The 21,193-nt window shown below is 65.2% G+C and carries 19 protein-coding genes; 9 read left to right on the top strand and 10 right to left on the bottom strand.

Going from position 1 to position 21,193, the window contains the following annotated elements; translation table 11 throughout:
- Nucleotides 1-49: 49 nt before the first annotated feature.
- Genes GM909_RS15640 through GM909_RS15650 form a run of 3 tightly spaced genes read right to left on the bottom strand, consistent with a single transcriptional unit; the run spans nucleotide 50 to nucleotide 4,213 of the window.
- Nucleotides 50-1,363 carry a polysaccharide pyruvyl transferase family protein gene (locus GM909_RS15640; RefSeq protein ID WP_157017463.1) on the bottom strand — a complete coding sequence of 438 codons (1,314 nt, stop codon included), beginning with the start codon at nucleotides 1,361-1,363 and terminating at the stop codon, nucleotides 50-52.
- Nucleotides 1,360-2,745 (bottom strand): apiosidase-like domain-containing protein, encoded by a 1,386-nt coding sequence (locus GM909_RS15645; protein ID WP_235911928.1) that lies wholly within the window; start codon nucleotides 2,743-2,745, stop codon nucleotides 1,360-1,362. The genes GM909_RS15640 and GM909_RS15645 overlap by 4 nt, the downstream gene beginning before the upstream one ends.
- Before the next feature lie 10 nt (nucleotides 2,746-2,755).
- Nucleotides 2,756-4,213, bottom strand: a complete 1,458-nt coding sequence (locus GM909_RS15650; protein WP_157017464.1) for a DUF4214 domain-containing protein — start codon at nucleotides 4,211-4,213, stop codon at nucleotides 2,756-2,758.
- A 217-nt stretch (nucleotides 4,214-4,430) separates the two neighbouring features.
- On the opposite strand from GM909_RS15650, the gene GM909_RS15655 reads away from it, so the two are divergent.
- A complete protein-coding gene (locus tag GM909_RS15655; RefSeq protein WP_157017465.1) occupies nucleotides 4,431-5,891 on the top strand; it encodes an oligosaccharide flippase family protein in 1,461 nt (486 codons plus the stop codon).
- 8 nt (nucleotides 5,892-5,899) lie between these two features.
- On the opposite strand, the gene GM909_RS15660 is transcribed toward GM909_RS15655, so the two are convergent.
- Genes GM909_RS15660 through GM909_RS15670 form a run of 3 tightly spaced genes read right to left on the bottom strand, consistent with a single transcriptional unit; the run spans nucleotide 5,900 to nucleotide 9,131 of the window.
- Nucleotides 5,900-6,856, bottom strand: coding sequence for a glycosyltransferase family 2 protein (locus GM909_RS15660; protein ID WP_235911929.1), 957 nt, complete (start codon nucleotides 6,854-6,856; stop codon nucleotides 5,900-5,902).
- A complete protein-coding gene (locus GM909_RS15665; RefSeq protein WP_157017467.1) occupies nucleotides 6,844-7,884 on the bottom strand; it encodes a glycosyltransferase family 2 protein in 1,041 nt (346 codons plus the stop codon). Before GM909_RS15665 ends, GM909_RS15660 begins: the two co-directional genes overlap by 13 nt.
- A complete protein-coding gene (locus GM909_RS15670) occupies nucleotides 7,884-9,131 on the bottom strand; it encodes a glycosyltransferase family 4 protein (protein ID WP_235911930.1) in 1,248 nt (415 codons plus the stop codon). Before GM909_RS15670 ends, GM909_RS15665 begins: the two co-directional genes overlap by 1 nt.
- Nucleotides 9,132-9,457: 326 nt before the next feature.
- On the opposite strand from GM909_RS15670, the gene GM909_RS15675 reads away from it, so the two are divergent.
- Nucleotides 9,458-10,591 (top strand): glycosyltransferase family 4 protein, encoded by a 1,134-nt coding sequence (locus tag GM909_RS15675; RefSeq protein ID WP_157017468.1) that lies wholly within the window; start codon nucleotides 9,458-9,460, stop codon nucleotides 10,589-10,591.
- A gap of 22 nt (nucleotides 10,592-10,613) precedes the next feature.
- On the opposite strand, the gene GM909_RS15680 is transcribed toward GM909_RS15675, so the two are convergent.
- A complete protein-coding gene (locus tag GM909_RS15680) occupies nucleotides 10,614-11,849 on the bottom strand; it encodes a glycosyltransferase (protein WP_157017470.1) in 1,236 nt (411 codons plus the stop codon).
- A 328-nt stretch (nucleotides 11,850-12,177) separates the two neighbouring features.
- Between GM909_RS15680 and GM909_RS15685 the strand changes: the two genes are divergently transcribed.
- The 3 genes from GM909_RS15685 (at nucleotide 12,178) to GM909_RS15695 (ending at nucleotide 14,901) form a co-directional block, all read left to right on the top strand.
- Nucleotides 12,178-13,047 (top strand): glycosyltransferase family 2 protein, encoded by an 870-nt coding sequence (locus tag GM909_RS15685; RefSeq protein ID WP_157017472.1) that lies wholly within the window; start codon nucleotides 12,178-12,180, stop codon nucleotides 13,045-13,047.
- A 15-nt stretch (nucleotides 13,048-13,062) separates the two neighbouring features.
- Entirely contained in the window at nucleotides 13,063-14,481 is a 1,419-nt protein-coding gene (locus GM909_RS15690) for a polysaccharide biosynthesis/export family protein (protein WP_157017474.1), read from the top strand.
- Between the two features lie 168 nt (nucleotides 14,482-14,649).
- The gene (locus GM909_RS15695) at nucleotides 14,650-14,901 is read left to right on the top strand and encodes a hypothetical protein (RefSeq protein ID WP_157017476.1); all 252 of its coding nucleotides are present in this window, start codon (nucleotides 14,650-14,652) and stop codon (nucleotides 14,899-14,901) included.
- A gap of 18 nt (nucleotides 14,902-14,919) precedes the next feature.
- Here the strand turns inward: GM909_RS15695 and GM909_RS15700 are convergent, their stop codons facing one another.
- Nucleotides 14,920-15,633 (bottom strand): sugar transferase, encoded by a 714-nt coding sequence (locus GM909_RS15700; protein WP_407941303.1) that lies wholly within the window; start codon nucleotides 15,631-15,633, stop codon nucleotides 14,920-14,922.
- Between the two features lie 420 nt (nucleotides 15,634-16,053).
- On the opposite strand from GM909_RS15700, the gene GM909_RS15705 reads away from it, so the two are divergent.
- The 3 genes from GM909_RS15705 (at nucleotide 16,054) to GM909_RS15715 (ending at nucleotide 18,261) form a co-directional block, all read left to right on the top strand.
- Nucleotides 16,054-16,800: a ZIP family metal transporter gene (locus GM909_RS15705; protein WP_157017477.1), complete on the top strand. Its 747-nt coding sequence runs from the start codon at nucleotides 16,054-16,056 to the stop codon at nucleotides 16,798-16,800.
- 215 nt (nucleotides 16,801-17,015) lie between these two features.
- Complete coding sequence (argB, locus tag GM909_RS15710) at nucleotides 17,016-17,912, top strand: acetylglutamate kinase (RefSeq protein ID WP_157017479.1); 897 nt, start codon at nucleotides 17,016-17,018, stop codon at nucleotides 17,910-17,912.
- 49 nt (nucleotides 17,913-17,961) lie between these two features.
- Complete coding sequence (locus tag GM909_RS15715; RefSeq protein WP_157017481.1) at nucleotides 17,962-18,261, top strand: addiction module antidote protein; 300 nt, start codon at nucleotides 17,962-17,964, stop codon at nucleotides 18,259-18,261.
- 38 nt (nucleotides 18,262-18,299) lie between these two features.
- On the opposite strand, the gene GM909_RS15720 is transcribed toward GM909_RS15715, so the two are convergent.
- Nucleotides 18,300-19,205: a DMT family transporter gene (locus GM909_RS15720; protein ID WP_157017483.1), complete on the bottom strand. Its 906-nt coding sequence runs from the start codon at nucleotides 19,203-19,205 to the stop codon at nucleotides 18,300-18,302.
- Nucleotides 19,206-19,380: 175 nt separating this feature from the next.
- On the opposite strand from GM909_RS15720, the gene GM909_RS15725 reads away from it, so the two are divergent.
- Complete coding sequence (locus GM909_RS15725; protein ID WP_157017484.1) at nucleotides 19,381-20,106, top strand: pyrimidine 5'-nucleotidase; 726 nt, start codon at nucleotides 19,381-19,383, stop codon at nucleotides 20,104-20,106.
- Between the two features lie 84 nt (nucleotides 20,107-20,190).
- Here the strand turns inward: GM909_RS15725 and GM909_RS15730 are convergent, their stop codons facing one another.
- A complete protein-coding gene (locus GM909_RS15730) occupies nucleotides 20,191-21,168 on the bottom strand; it encodes a copper chaperone PCu(A)C (RefSeq protein WP_407941306.1) in 978 nt (325 codons plus the stop codon).
- Nucleotides 21,169-21,193 lie beyond the last annotated feature (25 nt).

The following is a 21,193-nucleotide window of genomic DNA, read 5'->3' on the forward strand; positions in this document are numbered from 1 at the left end:
AACATATACCTTTCGCTCAAACGATTCCGTTGAGCGGGACATGCTCTGGCTACACAAGACGCGCCAGAAGCTCTGCGTCCTGGCGCTCCAGCGCCTGCCTGAACGCCCGGTTGCTCTCGGCGATCGTCTTTTCGTGCTCACCGCGACGGGCCACGATTCGGGCAAACTGGGCGATCAGCTCATCGACGTCGAACTGTTCGACGTGGTGGCAGTAATCGCCCATGCCCATCTCGGCCATTAGCACGTCGTTCTTCAGCGCATAGCCCAGCGAGATCGCCGGCTTTCCGGTCTTGAGCGCGCAGACGATGTTGTGGAAGCGCGTGGCGACGACGATGTCGGTGCGGACGATCTGTTCCATGAGCTCGTTCAGCGAGCCGCATGGATCGGCCACCACGCGACCGTCCGCCATGTCGGGCCGCGCCTTGTCGACCGCATCGCGAACGGCATCGACCGCCGTCCAGTCGCCATCCTCGCCGGTCAGAAGGCGCACGTCATGGCCCTCATCCAGAAGATGGACGATGAAGCGCGTGATCTTTTTAAGATAGCCGGCAAATATATCCGGCCCGCCCGCCTCGAATCCGTACCAGCCATAATAGCTCATCACGCCGACCCCGACGGTCAGAGGTTCGTCAGGGGCCTTGGCTCGGGAATGTGCCGAGGGCGAATCGAGATTGAACGCGATGTCGGGATAGACCCGGTCCCGGCTCGTATCGAAGCCGAGCTTTTCCATGAATTCCTTCGAGATCGCGTCCCTGTAGGAGCGGTAATGCGCCAGACGCGCAGCACCCATCATCAGCCGCCGGCTCAACGGATGCCTGATGGGGCCGGCGCCGATGCTCACCATGCCGGTTTTCACGCCGAGCAGCCGGGCGGTCAGGAACCAGGTAAAGATGTCGAGCGGCATGCCGTGCGGTCTTTCGCCGAAGTCATCGAGGATCCCGGTGCCAGGAACGACCATCGCATCGACATTGCGCAGATGCCGAAAGGAAAGCGCGACGTCGCAAATCTTGCCGGGGATGCGCAGCATCAGACGGTCGAGCTTGCGCGCAAAGCCCGTCAGATGGCGCGACAGGCTGATCGGCCGCGTATCGAGTGCAAAGCCATCCGCGACGACCTCCGGCTGGTCGCAAATGCACACGATCTCGGCCTCCGGCCGTTCCCGCCGCAAAAAGTCCAGCATGGCTTCCAGCGAGCCGTCATTGCCGAGATTGCCGCAGCCGAACAATCCGAACAGGGCGATTTTCTGCGGCCGACGGCGGCGCAATCCCCATCGTTTATTGGTCGAATACCAGGAGGTTTGAGCGGCCGACCCGTCCAGGCCGGGCTCGATACGCGGACTGGCAATTTCGTGACGTGCATTCATTGGCTTTTGTTCACTTCGTCCACAGAAGTCAGTTCCAATACCCAGTCGCCATATCCGGCAAAGTTGGTCGCGGGCGGCTCGAAGGTCCGACGACCGCGCGAGAATGGCGAGCCCTCGACCGTCATCACCCGATCGCCGGAGGGGTCATGCCAGCGCGCCGCGACCAGCGGGCCAGCCAGTCGGGCAAGATCCAATTCCACCGTGCGCTGCGACGGCAGATAGGCGAGCGCGAAGGAGCCGTCGCCGGCGCGCGCGGCCACGGCGCGCGAGTCCTCAGCACCCCTGCCGCCGACCAGAAGTTCACCATCGACGTCGGGTTGCAGACGCCACCATTCGAGCGACGAGATCAGCCGGTGCAGTTGCTCCATGCTTTGCGAGCCGCGACCGGAAAGGGCCTGCTGCCACGTCACCGGCGCGTCGTAGATGCCGGGCCCGCTGAAGTGCCAGATCGGATTGTTGCCGAAGAGATGGCCGAACGCACCCGAAAGAACCGCCTGATAGGCCTGCACGCGGATGCGATGTTCGCCGGCGTCGTGCTCGTTTTCATAGGCGCTCTCCATCAGGAAGAACGGCATTGCCGAGGGATCGGCATATTGCCTCAGCGCTTCGCGATAGACCGGGCCGTAGGTGTAGGCATTGTTGATCGCCAGCCAGGGTTCGCCGCGCCAATAGTCGAGGGCGGCGCTACCGGGAGAGCCGTGTGAGGTGTGCAGGGCGTCCGTGTCCGCCTCGCGAATGCCGTAGGCGATGGTGCGGACGAGGTTCTTGTTCGGCGGGTCGTAATCGCCGCCATGAACCCAGACGATATTGTCGAGATCCTTGTAGCGCTCGCCGAGAAAGCGGCCATAGGCGTTCAGCGTCTGGATGCCGGCACGGGCCATCTCGGCATACCACCCTTCCGGACCCCCGCCATTGCCGACATAGGACGGCGTGAGAAGGACCAGGAAACCGAGTTCGCAGGCCCGGCGAAGGACCCAGTCGGCGTGCTCGAAATAGGGCTCGCTCGGTCGTGCATAATCGCCAGGTGTCTCGAACGGCCGGATGCCATAGGCATTGGCCGGCGCATTGCTCGCAAACCGGTGTTCGAGCAGATTGACCAGGATCGTGTTGAAACCGCGCTCCCGGCGGTCCTCGAGGTAGAGATCGACTTCCTCGCGCGGCAGCTCGGCAATCAGCGACCAGGCCGTGTCGCCATGCATGAAGAAGGGCCGGCCGGCGGCGTCTTCCAGATAGCGTCCATCCGGCGCTGCGCGGAGAGGAAACATGCGCTCACCATCGGCGTTGCGGTAGCCGCATGCCGCCGCCTGTCCGGCCGACAACATCGCCAGGACAATCGACAGCACGGTTGCCGCCATAAGCGGCCTGGCGGTTGTACGCGCCATCTCCGGCCGCCTATTCCGCTTCGACCGCGTCGGCAGTTTGTGCCGCCGCCGTCTTCTGGAAGAGCACGGGATGCCTGCTTTCGAACTCGCTCGAGCGGACAATGCTCAAGGCCACGCCGAAGCGCGTCATGTTGCCGGCGTCGAGTTCGCGCCCATAGGTGTCGAAGCCGTACGCATCGACGTTGCGGTCGAGCAGCAGACGATAGAGGAAGCTGACATAGGCGCGATGGGTCAGGCCGAAGGGCGCGTAGCGTTCGGCGAACTCGGCCGAGCGCATCAGTTCGACGATCGCGCCTCCCGCCTCGGCATGGCCGCTCTCGAATGCCGCTGCCAACTCGGCCAGGCCGTTTTCCTCGTCCGCGCGCCCCAGGACGAGGCAATGGACGTAACGCGCCCGGAGGGCATGCATCGACGCCCCGTCATCCCGCGCGTCCAGGTCGCATAGACGCTCGGCCGCGGGATCCGGCAGGGGCCGTCCGCCACGGATCAGCTCGCGCACGGCTAGATAGGCCGGCTTGGGCTCGCCGAGCCGCCAGCCGCCATCCGGCTTGGCCGTCATTTCCACGAGGCCCATCTGCGCCTCCGGTCCCGGCGCCCAATAGGGCTCGTCGAGCAGCTCGTAGATATGGGCGGCTTCCACATCGTATTCGGACTGCAGCCTGCGCAGGCGGGTCATGATCCCCTTCAGCCCGACCTCCTGCTGGCGGGCGCTGCGCTGGCTGCCGAGGGGATTGTTGAACTCGGTCACCCAGATCGGACGGCCGTAGCCGGCGATCGTCTTGAAGGCCCATTCCGGATCTTCGCCATAGATGTGCCAGACGGAGATGTCCCAGTCGATGCCGTCGGCCTGCATGCGCTCGAAGGCGCCGACATGCCCCCAACCGGCGGTGCCCATCGCCTTGCGGATTTCGGGGTCGGCCGCTTCCACGCCGTCGGAAAGCCCTTTCAGCACCGCGCTCACCTTCACCCAGCGCGGCCCGTAGTAATGGGACGCCTCGGTCCCGCCCGCCGGTCCCCATTCGCAAGGATACTGGCTGCCGTCGTCGCGCGTCTCGCAGGGCTGGATGATGGCGTGGTTCTCCATCTCGTTGCCCAGTTCCCACACGCGGATATCGTCCTTGAACCGGGACGCGAGCGAGTGGGCAAGGTCATAGGCTTTCCGGTAGAGCGCGTCGGGGTCATCCTTGTCGAGGTCGACGTTTCCCGGCGTGATGACTGGCAGGATCGCGACGCGGCGCGCCTTGCCCGCCTCGACGAGCGAGGCAAGCGCTTCGGCCTGACCGGCATCGGAAATATTGACCCGGTAGGATGTCATGCCGAGATCGCGCACATAGTCGAGCTGACGTTCGAAATCGATGCCCGGATAGGCGGTGAAGGGATGGCCGTTGACGCCCCATGCGATTTCCGCGCGCGCCAGCCCCACCGCGCCGGCAAGACAGGCCAATGCCAGGACAAGACGTTTGATCATTGTGTCGCCCCTACCTTTCTTTCACGAGGCTTCAGGCTAGCGGCGTCACGCAGCGCGGCAAATCCTGCCTTTCTGACGAGAAAGGGCTTACAGCTACACCTTTTGAAGGGCGTTTCTCACCTGATTGGTCCGGCTGACGCGAACCGCCATACGGCGGAAACTGTCGGACGAACTTCGACGCGGGCTTGCCGTCCGTCAAACATCCGGAGCCCGACATATGTCCGACGTCAAGCGCGCGCTGTTCCTGAGTACGGGGGATCGCTATTTCGCGCTCGTCGCCAACTTCGTGACGGTGGCGATCGTCTCGCGCATCCTGACGCCGGGCGAGATCGGCGTATCGGTCGTCGGCATGGCGATCGTCGGCATCGCCATGTCGGCGCGCGAGTTCGCCAGCGCCAATTACCTCATCCAGCGCCACGACCTGACCCGCGAGGATGTGCGCAGCGCCTTCACGGTCATGCTGGTCCTGATCTCCATGATCAGCATTGCGCTGGCGGCGACGGCGCCGGCCCTGGCCGGCATATATGACGAGGAAAGACTGGTTGCCTATCTGCGCGTCATTTCGCTCAGCCTTTTCATCGAGCTGATCGCCGCTCCCATATTGACGCTGCTGAGGCGCGACATGGCATTCGGAGCCGTGGCGATCATCAACATGTCGGGCGCCGCCGTGGCGGCCGTGGTCACGGTAACGCTGGCGCTTCTCGGCTTCAGCTATATGAGTTTCGCCTGGGCGTGGCTTTGCAGCGCGTTGACGACCGGCCTCCTGGCGATCGCGTTGAAACGGCAGGTCTGGATGTACCGGCCGCTCTTCGATCACTGGCGCGACATGTTGACCTTTGGCGGCTATAACGGGGCGACCAACATGCTCTACAAGGCCTATGAAGCCCTGCCCTATCTGCTACTCGGGCGGGTGCTGTCGCTCGATGCGGCCGCGCTCTACAATCGCAGCCTGATGATCTGCCAGTTGCCCGACAAGGCCTTCCTCGGGGGCGCCATGTCGGTCATCCTGCCGGCCTTCTCGGTCGAGACGCGGCAAGGGCGCAGCCTCAAGCAGCCTTATCTGAAGGCGCTGGGGCTGATAACGGCGTTGCAATGGCCCGCCCTCACCGTTCTGGCGGTTCTTGCCTATCCGGCGGTCGACATCCTGTTCGGCGACCAGTGGGGTGCTGCCGCCCCCCTTGTCCAGATCGTCGCCATCGCTTCGCTCTTTTCCTTCAGCTTCGAGCTGAACTATCCCGTTCTGGTCTCGCTGGGCGCGGTGCGCGATATCTTCCTGCGCGCACTCATCGTCTGTCCGGTTTCCGCCGGCATTCTGGTGGCGGCCTCGTTCTACGGGCTGCAGGCGGTTGCCTGGAGCCTGATGATCGTCATGCCGTTCCAGGCGTTCGTCTCGCTCTCCTTCGTGCGCCGCCATGTCCGTATCGCGTGGTCGGAGATCGCCGCCGCAGTGTGGCGCAGTGGCGTGGTGACGGTGGCGGCCCTGGCCGGGCCGCTCGCCGTGGTCGCCGCCGGCGCAGGCTTCGACATGCCGATCCACATGGCCGTGACGGCCGGTGTGTTCGCCGCGGCGGGCTGGATGTGCGGGCTATGGTTGACCGGACATGCGCTGTTCGACGAGATCGTGACGACCTTGTCCGGGCTGCGCAGCCATCTGCCGCGGCTGGCCGGCATGGCGTGAGTGCCGCCTTACCCCCGGAACACGCTGCGCATGAGCGGCCTTTCCGTGCGGGCCAGATAACCAAGCGGCGGCACGAGCGACAATCCAGGCGCCAGGCCGAGGGCGAGCTTGATGAGTTGCAGACCGCTCTTGCGGCCGCGCGACAATTGCTTTGCACCGCTCCAATAGGCACGCTCGGCAATACGCCGGCGGCCCAGCCGCAACAGGACATCGGCATCCTCGAGCCTCCCGCCCTCTTGACCGAAGAAGCTTTCGAGCGCTGCCACACGCTCGACCAGGTCGCGAGACAGGAAGGCGTTCGTCCGGTTGTCGCCATGCATGCGCTTTACGCCGACGACCGTCGGCGTGCGGGCCACCCGCCCCAGAAGAGCGAGGCGCAGCAGCATTTCGAGATCATCCGTGTGCGGCAGCGTGGTGCGATAGTGACCTGCATTCTTGTGGGCGCAGGTGCGCACCAGCACCATGCCGGCCGCGATGTAGCGTTCGGGCATGCGGCATGTCTCGAGGATGAAGTCGCGGCCCGTGCCAATGGTCCACGGCGCCGGCGCTTGCCGCTCCTCGACCGGATACGGTCCCTCCCCGTCCCAGTGAACATCGTTGCCATAGGCGAAGACGACATCGGTATTCGCCTCCATCACCGACAGCATGGAGACAAGGGCGCCGGGGGCCAGCAGGTCGTCGGCGCACAGGATCATCATGTAAGGCGCCGAGGCCCAGTCCACGCCTTCATTGAAGGAGGCGTGCGGGCCCAGATTGGCCTCGCGCAGAATGAGATGAATGCGCTCCTCCTCGCGCGCCAGCCGCCGCGCCACGTCCGCACTGCCGTCGTCCGAGGCATTGTCGACGATGAGGATACGCAGGGTGTCGATCCCTTGCGACATGATGCTGTCCACGCAGGACCGCAGGAACCGGCCGTGCCGGTAGCAGGGGATGACGACGTCGACACCGGCCATCACGCGGCCCATTGGTTGCGGCGACCCTCTGACGGCTCGTCGGAGCGATGGGCGGGCCGACGTCTCAGCCGCAGCGCGTCGCCGAGAATCGTCCACCCCCGGTCGAATGGACGGTCCATGCGCAACAGCCACTGAACCGGCGGCAGCAACGCCGCCCACGGACGCCAGTGATGCGAAAGGCGCAGAAGCCCGAGCCCGATGCGGCCGTGCCCGCGCGCCAGATGCGACAGGGCCGACCAGTAGGCATGCTCGCCGAGACCATGCCGGGCTTGCGCGAGCAGGGCATGCGCCTCCGCGATCGCAGCGCCTTCGTGGTCGAAAAAACTCTCGAAAGCACGTTCCCGCTCGCGAAAATCACGCAGTTGCACCGCCTGATAGCTCACCGAATGGCGATCGTTATGATAGCGGCGGACTGCCTGCACGGTGCGAATGCATGCGACATCGCCAGCGGTCGCAAGCCTGAGCCACATTTCCAGATCGTCGGTATAGGGCAACGCCGCGCGGTAATGTCCGATCTTTTTCTGCACCGCCGTGCGCCGGACAACCGTGTTGGCGCCGATGCTGTTGACCGGCGTCCGGCACAGGTCGCGCACATGGTCCATGCCGCTGCGAAGCACTACGGTGGGGCCCGGCGGGTCTGGCGGCAAACGGAACTCCCCCGCATTGCCTTCGAGCCGCGCCTCGATGCCGTGCGTAAAGCTCACCCGCGGGTTCTCGTCCAGCACCGTGGTGGCCCGCGCCAGGGCGCCGGGTGCCAGCATGTCGTCGGCGTCGAGAATGAGCAGATAGTCCGACGCCGCCCAGTCGATGCCTTCGTTGTAGCTGAAGGTGGCGCCCATGTTCTTGGCATGCGCGATGACCTCGATCCGCGCGTCGCGCGCCGCCAGCGACTGCGCGATGGCGAGGCTGTCGTCCTTGGACGCATTGTCGATGATGAGAACGCGCAGATCGACGCCCTCCTGGCAAAGAACGCTCGCCACGCATTCGCCCAGATAGCGGCCGTAATTGTAACAGGGAATGACGACGTCGACGCTTGCCATCAGGCCGCTCCCCTCACATGGGCCGAACCGGTCACCATGCCGTCCACTTCGGCCATGAGCTGAAGATAGGTCTCGGCGATCCGGCGCCAGGAATAGCGCTGTGCCCGGCGACGGCCCGCATCGGCCACACGCTGTCTCAGATCCGGTTGTTCACAAAGACGCGAAACCGCTTCGGCCCAGCCGACCAGGTCGTCCGGGTCGGCATAAAGCGCACCGTCGCCGCAGACTTCCGGCAGGCAGGGTGCGCTCGATGCGACCACCGGGCATCCGACGGCCATCGCCTCGATTGCCGGCAGGCCGAAGCCCTCGATGCGCGAGGGAAACAGGAAGCACAGGGCGCCTGCGAGCGCGGCGGCGAGGTCGTCGTCGCTGATGCGGCCCAGGACATGCAGATTGGCAGGCTTTGGACAAACGTGCTGAAGGATGCGCCTTTCCTCAACGTCGCCGGCCATCCAGATGTCGAGGCCCACGAGATCGAGAAGCGGCGCCAGGCGAACGAGCAGGTCGAGGTTCTTGTATTTCTGGCCCTGGCCGAGGCAGAAGACGTAAGGGCGCCGCGGCGCGGCAGCCAGGTGCGAACGGTTCGGGTCCCAGCGCGCCACGTGGTCGCTGCCATTGTAGGTCACGGACACCTTGTGCCCCGGCGCCACGCCGAAGGCGCCCAGATGATTGCGCGAGAGCTGCGACACGGTGGTGATGTGGGCCGCGCGGCGGCCGAGGGCAGGCAGGATGAGGCGATGCGCCAGGCGGAAGAAGATGCCGTAGCTCTCCGGCATCAGCCGGGTGTGCAGATCGTGGATGCACACGATGTGCCGGCGCACCGTCACCGGCGCGAGGTTGCAGAAGCTCAGGAGGCCGCCCGGCACATGCCGGGGCAATTGCGCCTGCACCCAGAATTGCGGCAGGCGCGGGCGGGCGAATTCAGGCACGATGCGCGTCTTGAGCGCGCTGAGCGCAAGCGGATCGGCGCCCTGTTTCGGCGCAACGATGTCGAGATCGAGATCGCGCGCAAGCGGGTGCCCCTCGCCGAGCAAGGCATCGAGGGCGAGCGTGACCTCGCGCGCATAGCGGGCGACGCCCGTCGGCCGCAGGCTCATGAAATCCCCGTTGATGGTCCAGCGCCGCGCGCCGCCGGAGCGCGGGGCGGCGGCTCCGACGCGCGCCTGATCCGGCGGCATCGTCAGCATATCCGCCCGACCGCCGTCCGCCTGCCGGGCGGCTTCCATCTCACCAAGGCTGATCGACATTCAGCGATCCTTCGAACCCGACTGCCCCTTGCTGCGCACCGCCCGTCGCCAGGCGGATCGTCACTGCACAGGCTAGCATCTCGCGCCCGCCGGCGTGCGCTACACGATGGGCGTAGCCGCCTACGCCCCGGCGCGACATCCGGATGATGCGGGGGCAGGACATTGCCCGGCCGGCACCCCCTGTCATGTCCCAATGGCCAAAGTGACCGCCTTCGCGAGCGCAGGCACAGTACCGTGTCCGGCCCGCCGACCGTCTATCGCCCGTGCATTGCGTCTTGTCCGCGAAAGGCCGGCCGGGCCGGATCAGGTTGCTTCGGGAGGTCACGATGACACGGCACTGGACAATCAACGGCCGCTTCCTCGCCCAGCCCATCACGGGCGTTCAACGCTACGCCTATGAGGTCGTCTGCGCCCTGGACAGGCTGCTTGCCGAAGATCCGGCCAAGGCACGTGATCTGGAGATCGAACTCCTTCTGCCGCCCGACGCGGCAATACCCGTCGGACTGACGGCGATCCGCCCGCGCACGGTCGGGCGACTGAGCGGCCAGGCCTGGGAGCAGGCAGTCCTGCCCCGCCTCACGCCGGACGGGTTGATCAGCCTGTGCAACACCGGACCGCTCTCCCACCGCAAGCAGATCCTGTGCATCCACGACGTCAACACACGGGTCTTCCCGCAAAGCTATTCGTTGCCGTTCCGCGCCTTTTACCGGCTCCTGCAGCCGGCGCTGGGACGACGGGTCCATGCCGTCTCGACCGTATCGCACCATTCCAAGGAAGAGCTCGTGCGCGCAGGGATCTGCCCGCCCGAAAAGCTCTTCGTCGCGCCCAACGGGCACGAGCATGCGACACGCTGGCGGGCGATGCATTCGCCGGCAACGCGCAAGGCGGCCGGACCCAACACGATCGTGGTGATCGGCAGTACGGTGCCGCACAAGAATACCGGTCTCATCATCGACATGGCCGAACGGCTCGCCGGCGTCGGATTGCGGGTCGCCGTCGTCGGCGGAGGCGACCGGCGCGTCTTCAGGGATGCCGGCCGGGGCACGGAGGCCGACAATGTCGACTGGCTCGGTCGCCTCTCCGACTCCGAGCTTGCCGCGCTCCTTCACGATTGCATGTGCCTGGCCTTCCCGTCCTTTGCCGAAGGTTTCGGCCTGCCACCGCTGGAGGCCATGGCGATGGGCTGCCCGGTCGTCGTTTCCGGCCGCACCAGCCTGCCGGAGATCTGCGGCGACGCGGCACTCTACGCTCCCCCGGACAGTGCCGATCACTGGTTCGAGCGGTTCGTGCAATTGCATGGCTCGCCCAAGCTGCGCCTCGAGATGATCGCGCGCGGGCGGGCGCGGACGATGCGCTTTCGCTGGCACGAAACGGCGGAGCGCTATCTGCAGGCAATGGCCGCGGCGAACGGCGTGGCGACGCCTCGAGCCGACGAGCGGACCGTCGTTCAGGTCGCCTGAATGCAAATGCTGGAAACGAACCCTACATCTGAAAACTCGGCGCGCTCACGTCATCGAGGGCCTGGACGATCGAGCGGTCGAAACGCTCCTCGGAAAAGCGCCCGGCATTGGCCCGGCAGGCCAGCGGCGTGATCTCGCCGGATCGTTCCTCGAACTGCTCCACCGCCTGCGTCAGCGCCTGGGCCGTCTGACGGGCAAACAGCACCCCGGTTGGATCCTCGCAGGCGCCGAGCGGGCGCACGATGTCCACCGCCCCGCCGCGACCGAACGCGATGAGCGGCGTGCCGCAACCCTGCGCCTCGGCAAGCGCGATGCCGAAATCCTCGCAGCCGGCGAACACCATCGCCCGGGCTTCGGCAACGGTGCGCACATAATCCTCGCGCGCGAGATAGCCGGCAAATGTGACGTTCGGCCCCGCCATCGACCGCAGCGCCTTCGACTGCTGGCCCTCGCCGACGATCACCAGGCGCCGTGACGGCATTTCGTTGAAGGCCTGGATGACGAGGTCGGTGCGCTTGTAGGGTGCGAGGAAGGACGCGCAGACGTAATAGTCGTCCTTGTCGCCGGCATAGTCCAGTTCGTCGAGCGCCACCGGCGGATAGACCACGTCCGAATCGCGCCCGTAGATATGGCGGATGCGCGCGCGCACATAGCTCGAATTGGCCAGCATCAGATCAGGGCCGTGCGCGGTGCGCGTGTCCCAGGCGCGCAGGCGGTGCAGCATGTATCGGTAGAGCATGCCTTTCGGGCCGAAACCCAGCCCGCCCTGCCTGAGATAGGAGAACTGCTCGTCCCAGGCATAGCGGGCGGGGCTATGGACGTAGCACAGATGCGGCTGGTCCGGCCGCGTAATGACCCCGCGGGCAAAGGCGGCCGAGGATGAAATGACCGCGTCGTAATCCGTCACGTCGAACTGCTCGATAAGAAAGGGGCAGAGAAAGAACAGCGAGCGGTAATACTTCTCGATCATCGGCAGCCGGTCGGCCATCGAGGTGTGAAACGCGACGTCGCGGAAATATTCCTCCTTCACCGCCTCGGGCAGGAAATCGAAAAGCGTGAAGACTTCGGCATTGGGAAACTGGCGGCAGATGCGCGCCAGGACGCGTTCGCCGCCGCGGAAGTTCGGGCACCAGTCGTGGACCACTGCGATCCGGGCGTCGCTCGGCAAGGCGTGCGGCGTCGGCTCGATCGGCCGCAGCCGTTCGCGTTCCTTCAGATAGGTGACGGTCGCAAGTTCGGAGGGGCGTTCGTGCCGCATGATGATCCGGATCCGTTTGTGGTGTCGGGAGCGTCGACGATTCGGGGCTCTCGGCGTTCCCATTTGCCGGCAAGTGTGGAAGCGCGCTACCGGACGCGGCAAGCTGTCCGAAGGGGGATGCAAACGGCAAGGCAGAGGATGACCTAAGCCCAAACGCGTATGAGGCTACCACCGCCGGGCCACGCTCCTACGCCCGGCACCACCGGACTTGGGAGCCTTGCCGGCCGACCGCCCACTTATATGCAGGCTGAATTTCGCCCGCCTCCGGCTAGTCTGCGGACTGAAATGCGATCCTCGAGACCGCATGAAGGCGCCGCCTGGGGTAAGCATGAGATTGGCCGTAATCATTCCGACGCTCGGACGCAGCGCACAGGTGAGGCGCCTCCTGGCGCATCTGGAAGGGCAAAGCCGGCTGCCGGATGCGGTCATCCTTTCGGCGCCCGATGCGGCGCATGTCGACCAGCCGGCGGCGACCGCCTTTCCGGTTTCCGCCGTCTTCGGCAGAAAGGGCCTGTGCGCCCAGCGCAATACCGCCCTTGCCCAGGCGCTCGACCGGTTCGACATCGTCACATTCTTCGACGACGATTTCGTGCCGTCCGACGACTATCTGGAACGGGTCGAACGGGCATTCGCGCTGAACGACGATTTCGCCGTCGTCATGGGCCACGTGGTCAAGGACGGCGCCTGCAATGCCGGGCTCGACTGGGCCGAGGCCCTGGAGGCGCTGGAAGCCTGCGCCACCGGCCCCCAGACGCCCCGCGTGGTCGATCATGTCGGCGCCTATGGCTGCAACATGTCGATCCGCAGCCGACTCGTCGGCGATCTGCGGTTCGACGAGCGGCTGGTGCTGTATGGCTGGCAGGAGGATATCGACTTCACCAGCCAGTTGCGCGCACGCGGGCGCGTCGTCTGCCTGACCGATCTGCGCGGGGTGCATCTGGGCGTGAAATCCGGACGGGTGAGCGGCAGGCGCTTTGGCTACTCACAGGTCGTCAATCCGCTCTATCTGATCCGCAAGGGGTCCGTGCCGGCCAGTTTTGCGCTGCCGCTTCTCGGGCGCAACCTGGCGGCCAATGTCGTGCGCAGCCTGCGGCCGGAGCCCTTTGTCGATCGGCGAGGGCGGCTTTCCGGCAATCTGCTGGCGCTGGCCCATGTGCTGACGGGGCGGATCGAACCCGAATACATACTGAAGATCTGAGGCGGCGGAGCGATCATGAATTTGAACCGGAACACAGCGCATGAATTGAGCCGCAAAGATGCAGCCGGGCCATCGCGCCTGCGCCCGGGCGGCCGCCTGCTCGCGACCGCCGCGGCCATTGCCCTCGGCATGGCCCTGTCGGCCCCGGCAAGCGGGTTCGCCGGCGAATATCTGCTCGGAGCGCAAGACAAGGTGCGCTTGAAGATCTACGAGTGGCGCGCCTCGAAGGACGTGATCTTCGAGTGGGGCGCGCTCAACGACGAATTCGCGATCGCGGCCGATGGCACCTTGTCGTTGCCCTTTGCGGGAGAAATCCGGGCGGCCGGGGTAACACCGGGCGAGCTCGGCGACGCCATCAGCAGCCAGTTGATGGTCTCGATGGGTCTGGGACGCGAGCCCGACGTCGCGGTCGAAGTCGTGGAGTTCCGGCCCTTCTACATCGTCGGCGACGTCACTGATCCGGGCGAGTTTCCCTATCGGCCGGGTCTCACCGTGCTGCAGGCGCTGACCATTGCCAAGGGGCTGCGCAGGAGCGAGCAGGATACGGTGCGCCTGGAGCGCGAGATCATCAGCGGTCGCGGCGACGTCGGTCTGCTGGCGCTTTCGCGGGTCAGCCTGATGGCGCGCAAGGCGCGCCTGGAGGCGGAACTGGAGGGCGCCGAAAGCATCACCTTTCCGCCCGAACTGATTTCGCGCCAGGACGACCGGACCGTCGCGATCATGATGGAACAGGAGCGTTCGGTGTTCGATGCACGCCGTCAGGGCCTGTCGACACAGTCGCGTGCCCTCGAAGAGCTCAAGGACTTTCTGGAGAAGGAAATCGAATCGCTCAAACGGCAGGTGAGCTTCCATGACCGACAGGTCGAGATCATGCAGAAGGAGCTCTCTGGCGTTTCGAGCCTCGTCGAAAAGGGTTATGCCGGGGCCAACCGCGAGATGTCGCTCGAGCGGGCCCTGGTGGAGACGCAGAGCGGGCGCCTGTCGGCGGAAACCGCGCTCTTGCGGGCCCGCCAGGACCTCAGCCGCACCGACATCTCCATCCTCGAACTGCACAACAATCACGCCAACGAGGTCACCGTGCAGCTGCGCGAAACCGAAACGCAGCTCAACGATGCCATCCGCAAGAGCCAGACGGCGCAGATGCTGCTCCACGATTCCGAAATCACCGCGCCGCGCCTTCTGGCACGCCGTGCCCGCGCGGAGCGTGCCGAGCCACGCTATGTCATCGTTCGGCAGACCGGGGACGGGCCGACCGAGATTGAAGCCGAGGAATCCACCGCAGTGATGCCCGGCGATACGGTGAAGGTGGAAATCCCGCTTTCCTTCGAGACGGACGATTACTTGCAGATCGTGCCCGGTCCGATATCGGCCGATGACGATCCGCTCGCTGGAGCTTCCGCATCTATGGAGAGCATACCCCCGGCGGTGCGTTGAGCTTGCCACTCGCCGTCCTTCCGCGCGGTGCGAACTTGGTGCGAAAACACGACACCTCTGCCCCAAACCGCCCCGCGGATGCACGGATGGGATTCACATCACTTCACAAATGCGGGCGTTTCTGGTCTGCTTCCGGCTGGCGGGGCGCATGGCCTGAGGAGAATACCCGTGCATTGGAGCCACGTCGCGGTCGCTGTCGTCGGGCTGCTTCTCGGGTTTCGATTTCGCGCCCCCGCGCTGCTGGCCGCGACGGCGATCATCTTCATCGCCGCTACCTTGATATATGGCGTCGACGACACACCTCAGACGCGTGGTCTGCTTTCCGGGCTGCTTCTTGTGATCACGCTGCAACTGGCCTATCTGGCCGGCCTTCTGATCGCGATCCTGTGGAGACGCAGGGACCAGAGGAACGGTCGGTAAGGCGTCGCTCCATGGCGCTCAGGCAGCGTCGTCAAAGCGCATCACGGCAATCACGGTCCGCGCCAGGATGATCAGATCGGACGAGATCGACCAGTTGCGCACATAATGGCTGTCGAGAAAGACACGGCTGTCGTAGTCCGTTCTGGAGCGGCCGGTAACCTGCCACAATCCCGTGAGACCGGGCCGGACACTGAGATAGTCGCGGGCGCACGCCCCGTAGAGTTCGAGTTCATCGGCAACGATCGGTCTCGGGCCGACACAGCTCATGTCGCCGCGCAGGATATTGAGCAATTGCGGCAGCTCGTCGATGCTCGATTTGCGTAGCATGGTGCCCAGCAGCGTGATGCGTGGATCGTGTGCGAGCTTCCTGTTCTCCTCCCATTCGCGGGCGGCCTCCGGATTGCGCTCAAGATAGTCTTGAAGGGCACGATCGGCATCACGCGCCATGGTTCTGAACTTGTGGCAATAGAACGGGCGACCATCGAACCCGATGCGGCGATGCGAATAGAAGACCGGCCCACCGGCCGTGCACCGGATTATGAGGGCCACGACCAGCATGATCGGCGCCGCGGCAAGCAGGGCGCAGGACGCAACGACGAGATCCAGCGCCCGCTTGGACCAACCGCCGATCGGACGCACGGGCGCGCCGCTGCCGGGAAGCACCTGCGCCTGTGCGCCTGCGCCGTCGGCAGCCTGCATTTCGACGGGGCCGGTGGCGCGCGCCGGCAGCATCCCACCTTCTCCAACGTCCGTGCGGGCGTTCAATAGCCGGTTCGGGCGCAATGCGAGGAGCGCTCTAAGGCTGCGTCTGGGCGGATGGTTTTCGTAGAGTTCCATTGTCATTGGCAATCGCCGAAGCTCATAGTCAGCACGTTCTGCCTCGCACTGTCCCAGCGATCGGCATTCTTCGGCAAGAACGGCAATGGTGGTATCGGCCCTGCGGCGAACCTACTCCCTACGTCCTCCGCATGAGCCGGCCGCAAGCGCTCCGACACAAAAGGCCACGGACGCAACCAAGGGTGACAATCAATCCCGGATCGCGCATTTTCGCGCGGACGCAGGCGCCCGGAAAATCGAATCGATATTCACAAGGCGCGATGCGCCGCTTCAAGTGACTGACGCACAAAGGGCATCCCAGGCGCGGAGGAAACAATGATGGAACTCGTCCCGTCCCTTCTGTGGGGGCTGCTGGCCGGAAGTTCCCTGCTGATCGGCGCGGCGTTCGGCTGGTTCGCAGGACCGGGCGCCCGCGTGACCGCTGGCGTCATGGCTTTCGGTTCCGGCGTGCTGGTGTCTGCGATCGCCTTCGAGCTGATGGACGAGGCGCTGCGGATCGGGGGGATCGGGCCGGCGGCGATCGGCTTCGCTCTCGGCGCGATCGCCTTCACCGCCGGCGCCCTGGCGCTGGCCCGGCGCGGCGCACACGGGCGCAAGCGCTCGTCGAAGGCCGCCGCGCCCGCCACGACCGCCGCACTTGCCATCGCGCTCGGCTCGGTCTTCGACGGCATTCCCGAATCGATGGTCATCGGCCTCAGCCTGCTCGAAGGCAACGGCGTCTCGCTGCCGATCGTGGCGGCGGTATTTCTGTCAAACGTCCCCGAAGGCATGTCGAGCGCGGTCGGCCTGAAGAAGGCCGGCCTGTCGAAAACCTACGTGTTCGGTCTATGGACCGGCATTGCGCTCCTGTGCGGCATAGGCTCGCTTGCCGGCTTCATCCTGTTCGACGGGGCGGCGCCCGAATATGTCGCCATCGCGCAGGGCGTGGCGGCCGGCGCCATGCTTGCCATGATCGCCGACACCATGATTCCGGAAGCCTTCGACGAGGCGCACGATGCCGCCGGCCTGATCACCGCGGCCGGCTTCCTCACCGCCTTCGTGATGTCACACGCCTTTGGCTAGCACGCGTTCGCTTCAAACGGAAACGTTTGAAGCAAAGATATGCGCGCCAGATCAATATGCTGGAGCATGTACCTTTCGCTCAAACGATTCCGTTTGAGCGGGACATGCTCTAAGCACGGGCGGTGCCCATGCCGGCCCGGCCAAGCCAATTGCCCCGTGCCGGCATTCCGGCTAAGACTTCGCCGATCAATGCCAGCGTCGGGGATACCCATTCGATGACGAGCGAGACCGCCGCCACCGCCGAAGAACAGGCAAGGCTGCTTTCGGCAGCCCTGCCCTACATGCAGCGCTACGAGCACAAGACGGTGGTCGTGAAATATGGCGGCCACGCCATGGGCGACGAAGCCCTCGGCACGGCCTTCGCACGCGACATCGCGCTCTTGAAGCAGTCGGGCGTCAACCCGATCGTGGTGCATGGCGGGGGGCCGCAAATCGCCGCCATGCTGAAGAATGTGGGCATCGAATCCAAGTTCGAGGGCGGACTGCGCGTCACCGACCGCCAGACGGTCGAGATCGTCGAAATGGTGCTGGCCGGTTCGATCAACAAGGAGATCGTGGCGCTCATCAATGCGCAGGGCGAATGGGCGATCGGGCTGTGCGGCAAGGACGGCAACATGGTCTTTGCCGAAAAGGCGCACAAGACCGTCAAGGACCCCGATTCCAACATCGAGCGGGTGCTCGATCTCGGCTTCGTCGGCGAGCCTGTCGAGGTCGACCGCACGCTGCTCGATCTGCTCGCGCGCTCCGAGATGATCCCGGTGATCGCGCCGGTGGCGCCCGGCCGCGACGGCCACACCTACAACATCAATGCCGACACCTTTGCCGGCGCCATCGCCGGCGCGCTTGGCGCCTCGCGCCTCCTGTTCCTGACCGACGTGCCGGGCGTGCTCGACAAGGACAAGAAACTGATCGACGAGCTGACGGTCGCCGAGGCCAGGGCGCTGATCAACGACGGAACGATCTCAGGCGGCATGATCCCCAAGGTCGAGACCTGCATCGAGGCGATCGAGCGCGGCGTGGAGGGCGTGGTCATCCTCAACGGCAAGACGCCGCATGCGGTGCTGCTCGAACTGTTCACCGAGCATGGCGCCGGCACGCTCATCATGCCGTGACGGCGTTCGGATGAGAAAGCTCCGCGCGCGAATGGAAGGAGTCGGAGCCATGACGTTCGAAAGTGCGCCCTACGACAGCGCAGAGTTTCTCGAAGACGATGAAGCGATCGCCGCCTATCTTGAGGAGGCTTTCGCGACGAATGACCCGGCCTTCATACTCAAGGCCCTGGGCACCGTCGCCAGAGCCCGGAGCATGAGCCGTCTGGCCGAGGAAACGGGGATGAGCCGCACGTCGCTTTACAAGGCGTTGAGCGGCGAAGGGCGACCGGAATTCGCGACGATCTTGAAGGTTGCGCGCGCCCTTGGGCTCGACATGACGGTGAAGCCGCATATGCCGGACGCTGCGTGACGCAATGCGCAGTTTCGGCGATGAGGCCCTGCAGCGCCTCACCCCACAATGAGCAGCATCAGGATACCGCCGACGATCAGCAGGCAGCCGGCCACCTCCATGGCGTTGATCTTCTCGCGAAAGAAGAAGACCGATGAGGCGAAGGTGAAGATCATCTCGACCTGCGCCAGCGCCTTGACGATCGCCGCCTGCTGCAAGGTCATGGCCATGAACCAGCCGAACGAAGCGCAGGCGCCGGCCAGCCCGACGACGAGCGACGGCTTCCAGGCGCCCGCGATGCGGCCGATCTCGGCGCGATCCTTCCAGACCATCCAGACACCCATGACCAGCGTCTGGAAGACGATGACGCAGGCCAGCGTGACGGCCGCCTGCATCATGAAATTCGGCCCGCCCAGCGCCAGGGAGGCGGCGCGGTATGCGACCGCGGCGACGCCGAACAGCGTGCCCGATGCGAGGCCGATCAGCGCGTTGCGGCTGATCAGCGAGGAGAACAGCGAACGCCAGCTAAGCTGCGTGTGGGCGACCGAGATCAGCATGACGCCGAAGACGCTGACGGCGATCGCCGCCAGCACGCCGGCAGTCACCTTCTCGCCCAGAAAGATGAGGCCGAAGAGCGCGGCCTGTGCCGGCTCGGTGCGCGAATAGGCCGTTCCGACGGCGAAATTGCGAAACGAGAACAGGTAGACGAGCAGGAAGGTCGCCGCGATCTGGCCGAGCCCGCCGACGATCATCCAGGCCAGGAAGGCCGCGTTGACCGGCGGCAGTTCGTAGCCGGCGATCCGATTGAGGCCGAAGACGAAGGCCAGCGCAAAGGGCACACCGAAGCCGAAGCGCACGAAGGTGGCGCCCGTCGTGCCCATGACCCCCTTGAGGTGCTTCTGCATCGCCGAACGCACATTCTGCAGGAATGCCGCGGCGACGGTGATTGCGATCCACAATTCCATGCCTGTCCCCGATCTCAACGCCCCTTATCCACATCGGCCACCGCGTGGCAATGGGTCAGCGGCGCAGTGCGGCCTGGTTACCGGATGGCGCGGAAGCCGGGCGGACGGCACGCCGATTTCGATCACGAGCAGATCCGTCCCTTGCAGTCGCCGCCATACGGCGCGACAAGCAGGTATGACAGTTCTGCCCGATCCCTCACGATTCGCCGCCGTCACCGACTGGGTGTTCGACCTCGACAACACGCTCTATCCGCATCACTCGAACCTGTTTGCCCAGATCGACGTGAAGATGACAGCCTATGTCTCGAAGCTGCTGCAATTGCCGCGCGATGAGGCGCGCCGGCTGCAGAAGGAGCTCTACAAGGACTACGGCACGACGCTGAACGGGCTGATGACCCGCTACGGCATCGATCCGGACGATTTCCTGCAGAAGGTGCACGACATCGACTATTCGCACCTGGCGCCCGATCCGGACCTCGGCGCAGCGATCCGCACCCTGCCGGGGCGCAAGTTCATCTTCACCAATGGTGACCGTGGCCATGCCGAGCGCACGGCCGGCCAGCTCGGTATTCTCGACCATTTCGACGATATATTCGACATTGTGGCCGCCGGTCTCGTGCCCAAGCCGGCGCGAGAGACCTATGACAAATTCACCGCGCTGCACCGCGTGGCCGGACCGAATGCGGTGATGCTCGAGGACCTGGCGCGCAATCTCGCCGTGCCCAAGGCGCTCGGCATGACGACGGTTCTGATCGTGCCGCGCAATTTCGAGCCGACCTTTTCGGAAATCTGGGAGCGCGACCCCGAATTCGAGGACGATGTCGACTACGTGACCGACGATCTCGCCGGCTTCCTGGGGGCGATCAAGCCGGCGGCGGGCGGAAACCCGTCATCGGCCTGACACGCGGGCAGGCAAGGCGCATTCCCCCTCCACCACGCTTCGCGCGGTGGAGGGGGCTTATGCGATCATCCGCCCGGCTCCCATTCAGTGGCTGGAATGGTCCATCGCTCCGCCGGCCCTGGTGACAGGCAAGGTCAGCTCGACCTTGCCGGCCTTTTCGAAGTCGAGCGTGACGGGAACCCTGCCGCCATCCCGGAACGGCTCGGCGACCTGCATGAACATCAGGTGCATGCCGCCGGGCTTGAGCTCCACCGTGCCGCCGGCCGGGATTTCCAGCCCGCCGTCGACGGGCCGCATGGTCATGACGTCGTCGACGACCTCCATCTTGTGCACCTCGACCGCGCCGGCCGCCGGAGAGGTCACAGCGGTCAAGCGGTCCGGCTCATCGCCCGTATTGGTGATGGTCAGATAGCCGCCGCCGGCCGGCTGGCCCGGCAGCATCGCCTTGGCCCATGCGGCCGATATCTCCAGGTCGCCCGCGACGACGGGCATGTCGTCCGCAGCAGCGCCATGCGCGTGGCCGTGGCCATCCGCCGTCCTCTCGGCGATCGTCACCATCGGAGCCGGATGGTCGAGCGAATGCGGGTCCTGGCCGTCGGCCGGATGCCCGGTCCAGGCGACTTCGGCGCCGGCGCAACGCTGCAGCGTGTCGAAATAGAGCTTTTGGCCCTTTTCGACCCCTGCCAGCGTGCCGCGCACGACGAACTCGTCGTAATGCTGGTCGGGCAACGCGCCGCCGGACCAGATGACCGCCTTGACCCCGGAGGAAACCCGTTCGCCATGCAGGTCGTAGCTGCGGGCATAGTCGCCCTTTTCGATGTCGATCGTCCAGCCGGACTTGGGCATCGGCTTCACCCCGACAAAGCCCTCCGGAATATCGATGCGAACCGTGTGAGTGGCCTGGCCATCGCAGCCATGGGGAATGCGCATCACGGCCTTGTAGCTGCCCGCCGGAGCCGTCGGCGTCTCGAGGCTGGCATGGGCGAAGGCGGTTGCAATGGAGAATGCCGTCAGCGCGCTCGCCGCGGCAAGTTCAAGAAGATGTCGGCGCATGTGATTGATCCTTTCAGCGTCCGATTTCAGTCGT

This window comes from Mesorhizobium xinjiangense (assembly GCF_009749525.1).
Lineage (GTDB): Bacteria > Pseudomonadota > Alphaproteobacteria > Rhizobiales > Rhizobiaceae > Mangrovimarina > Mangrovimarina xinjiangensis.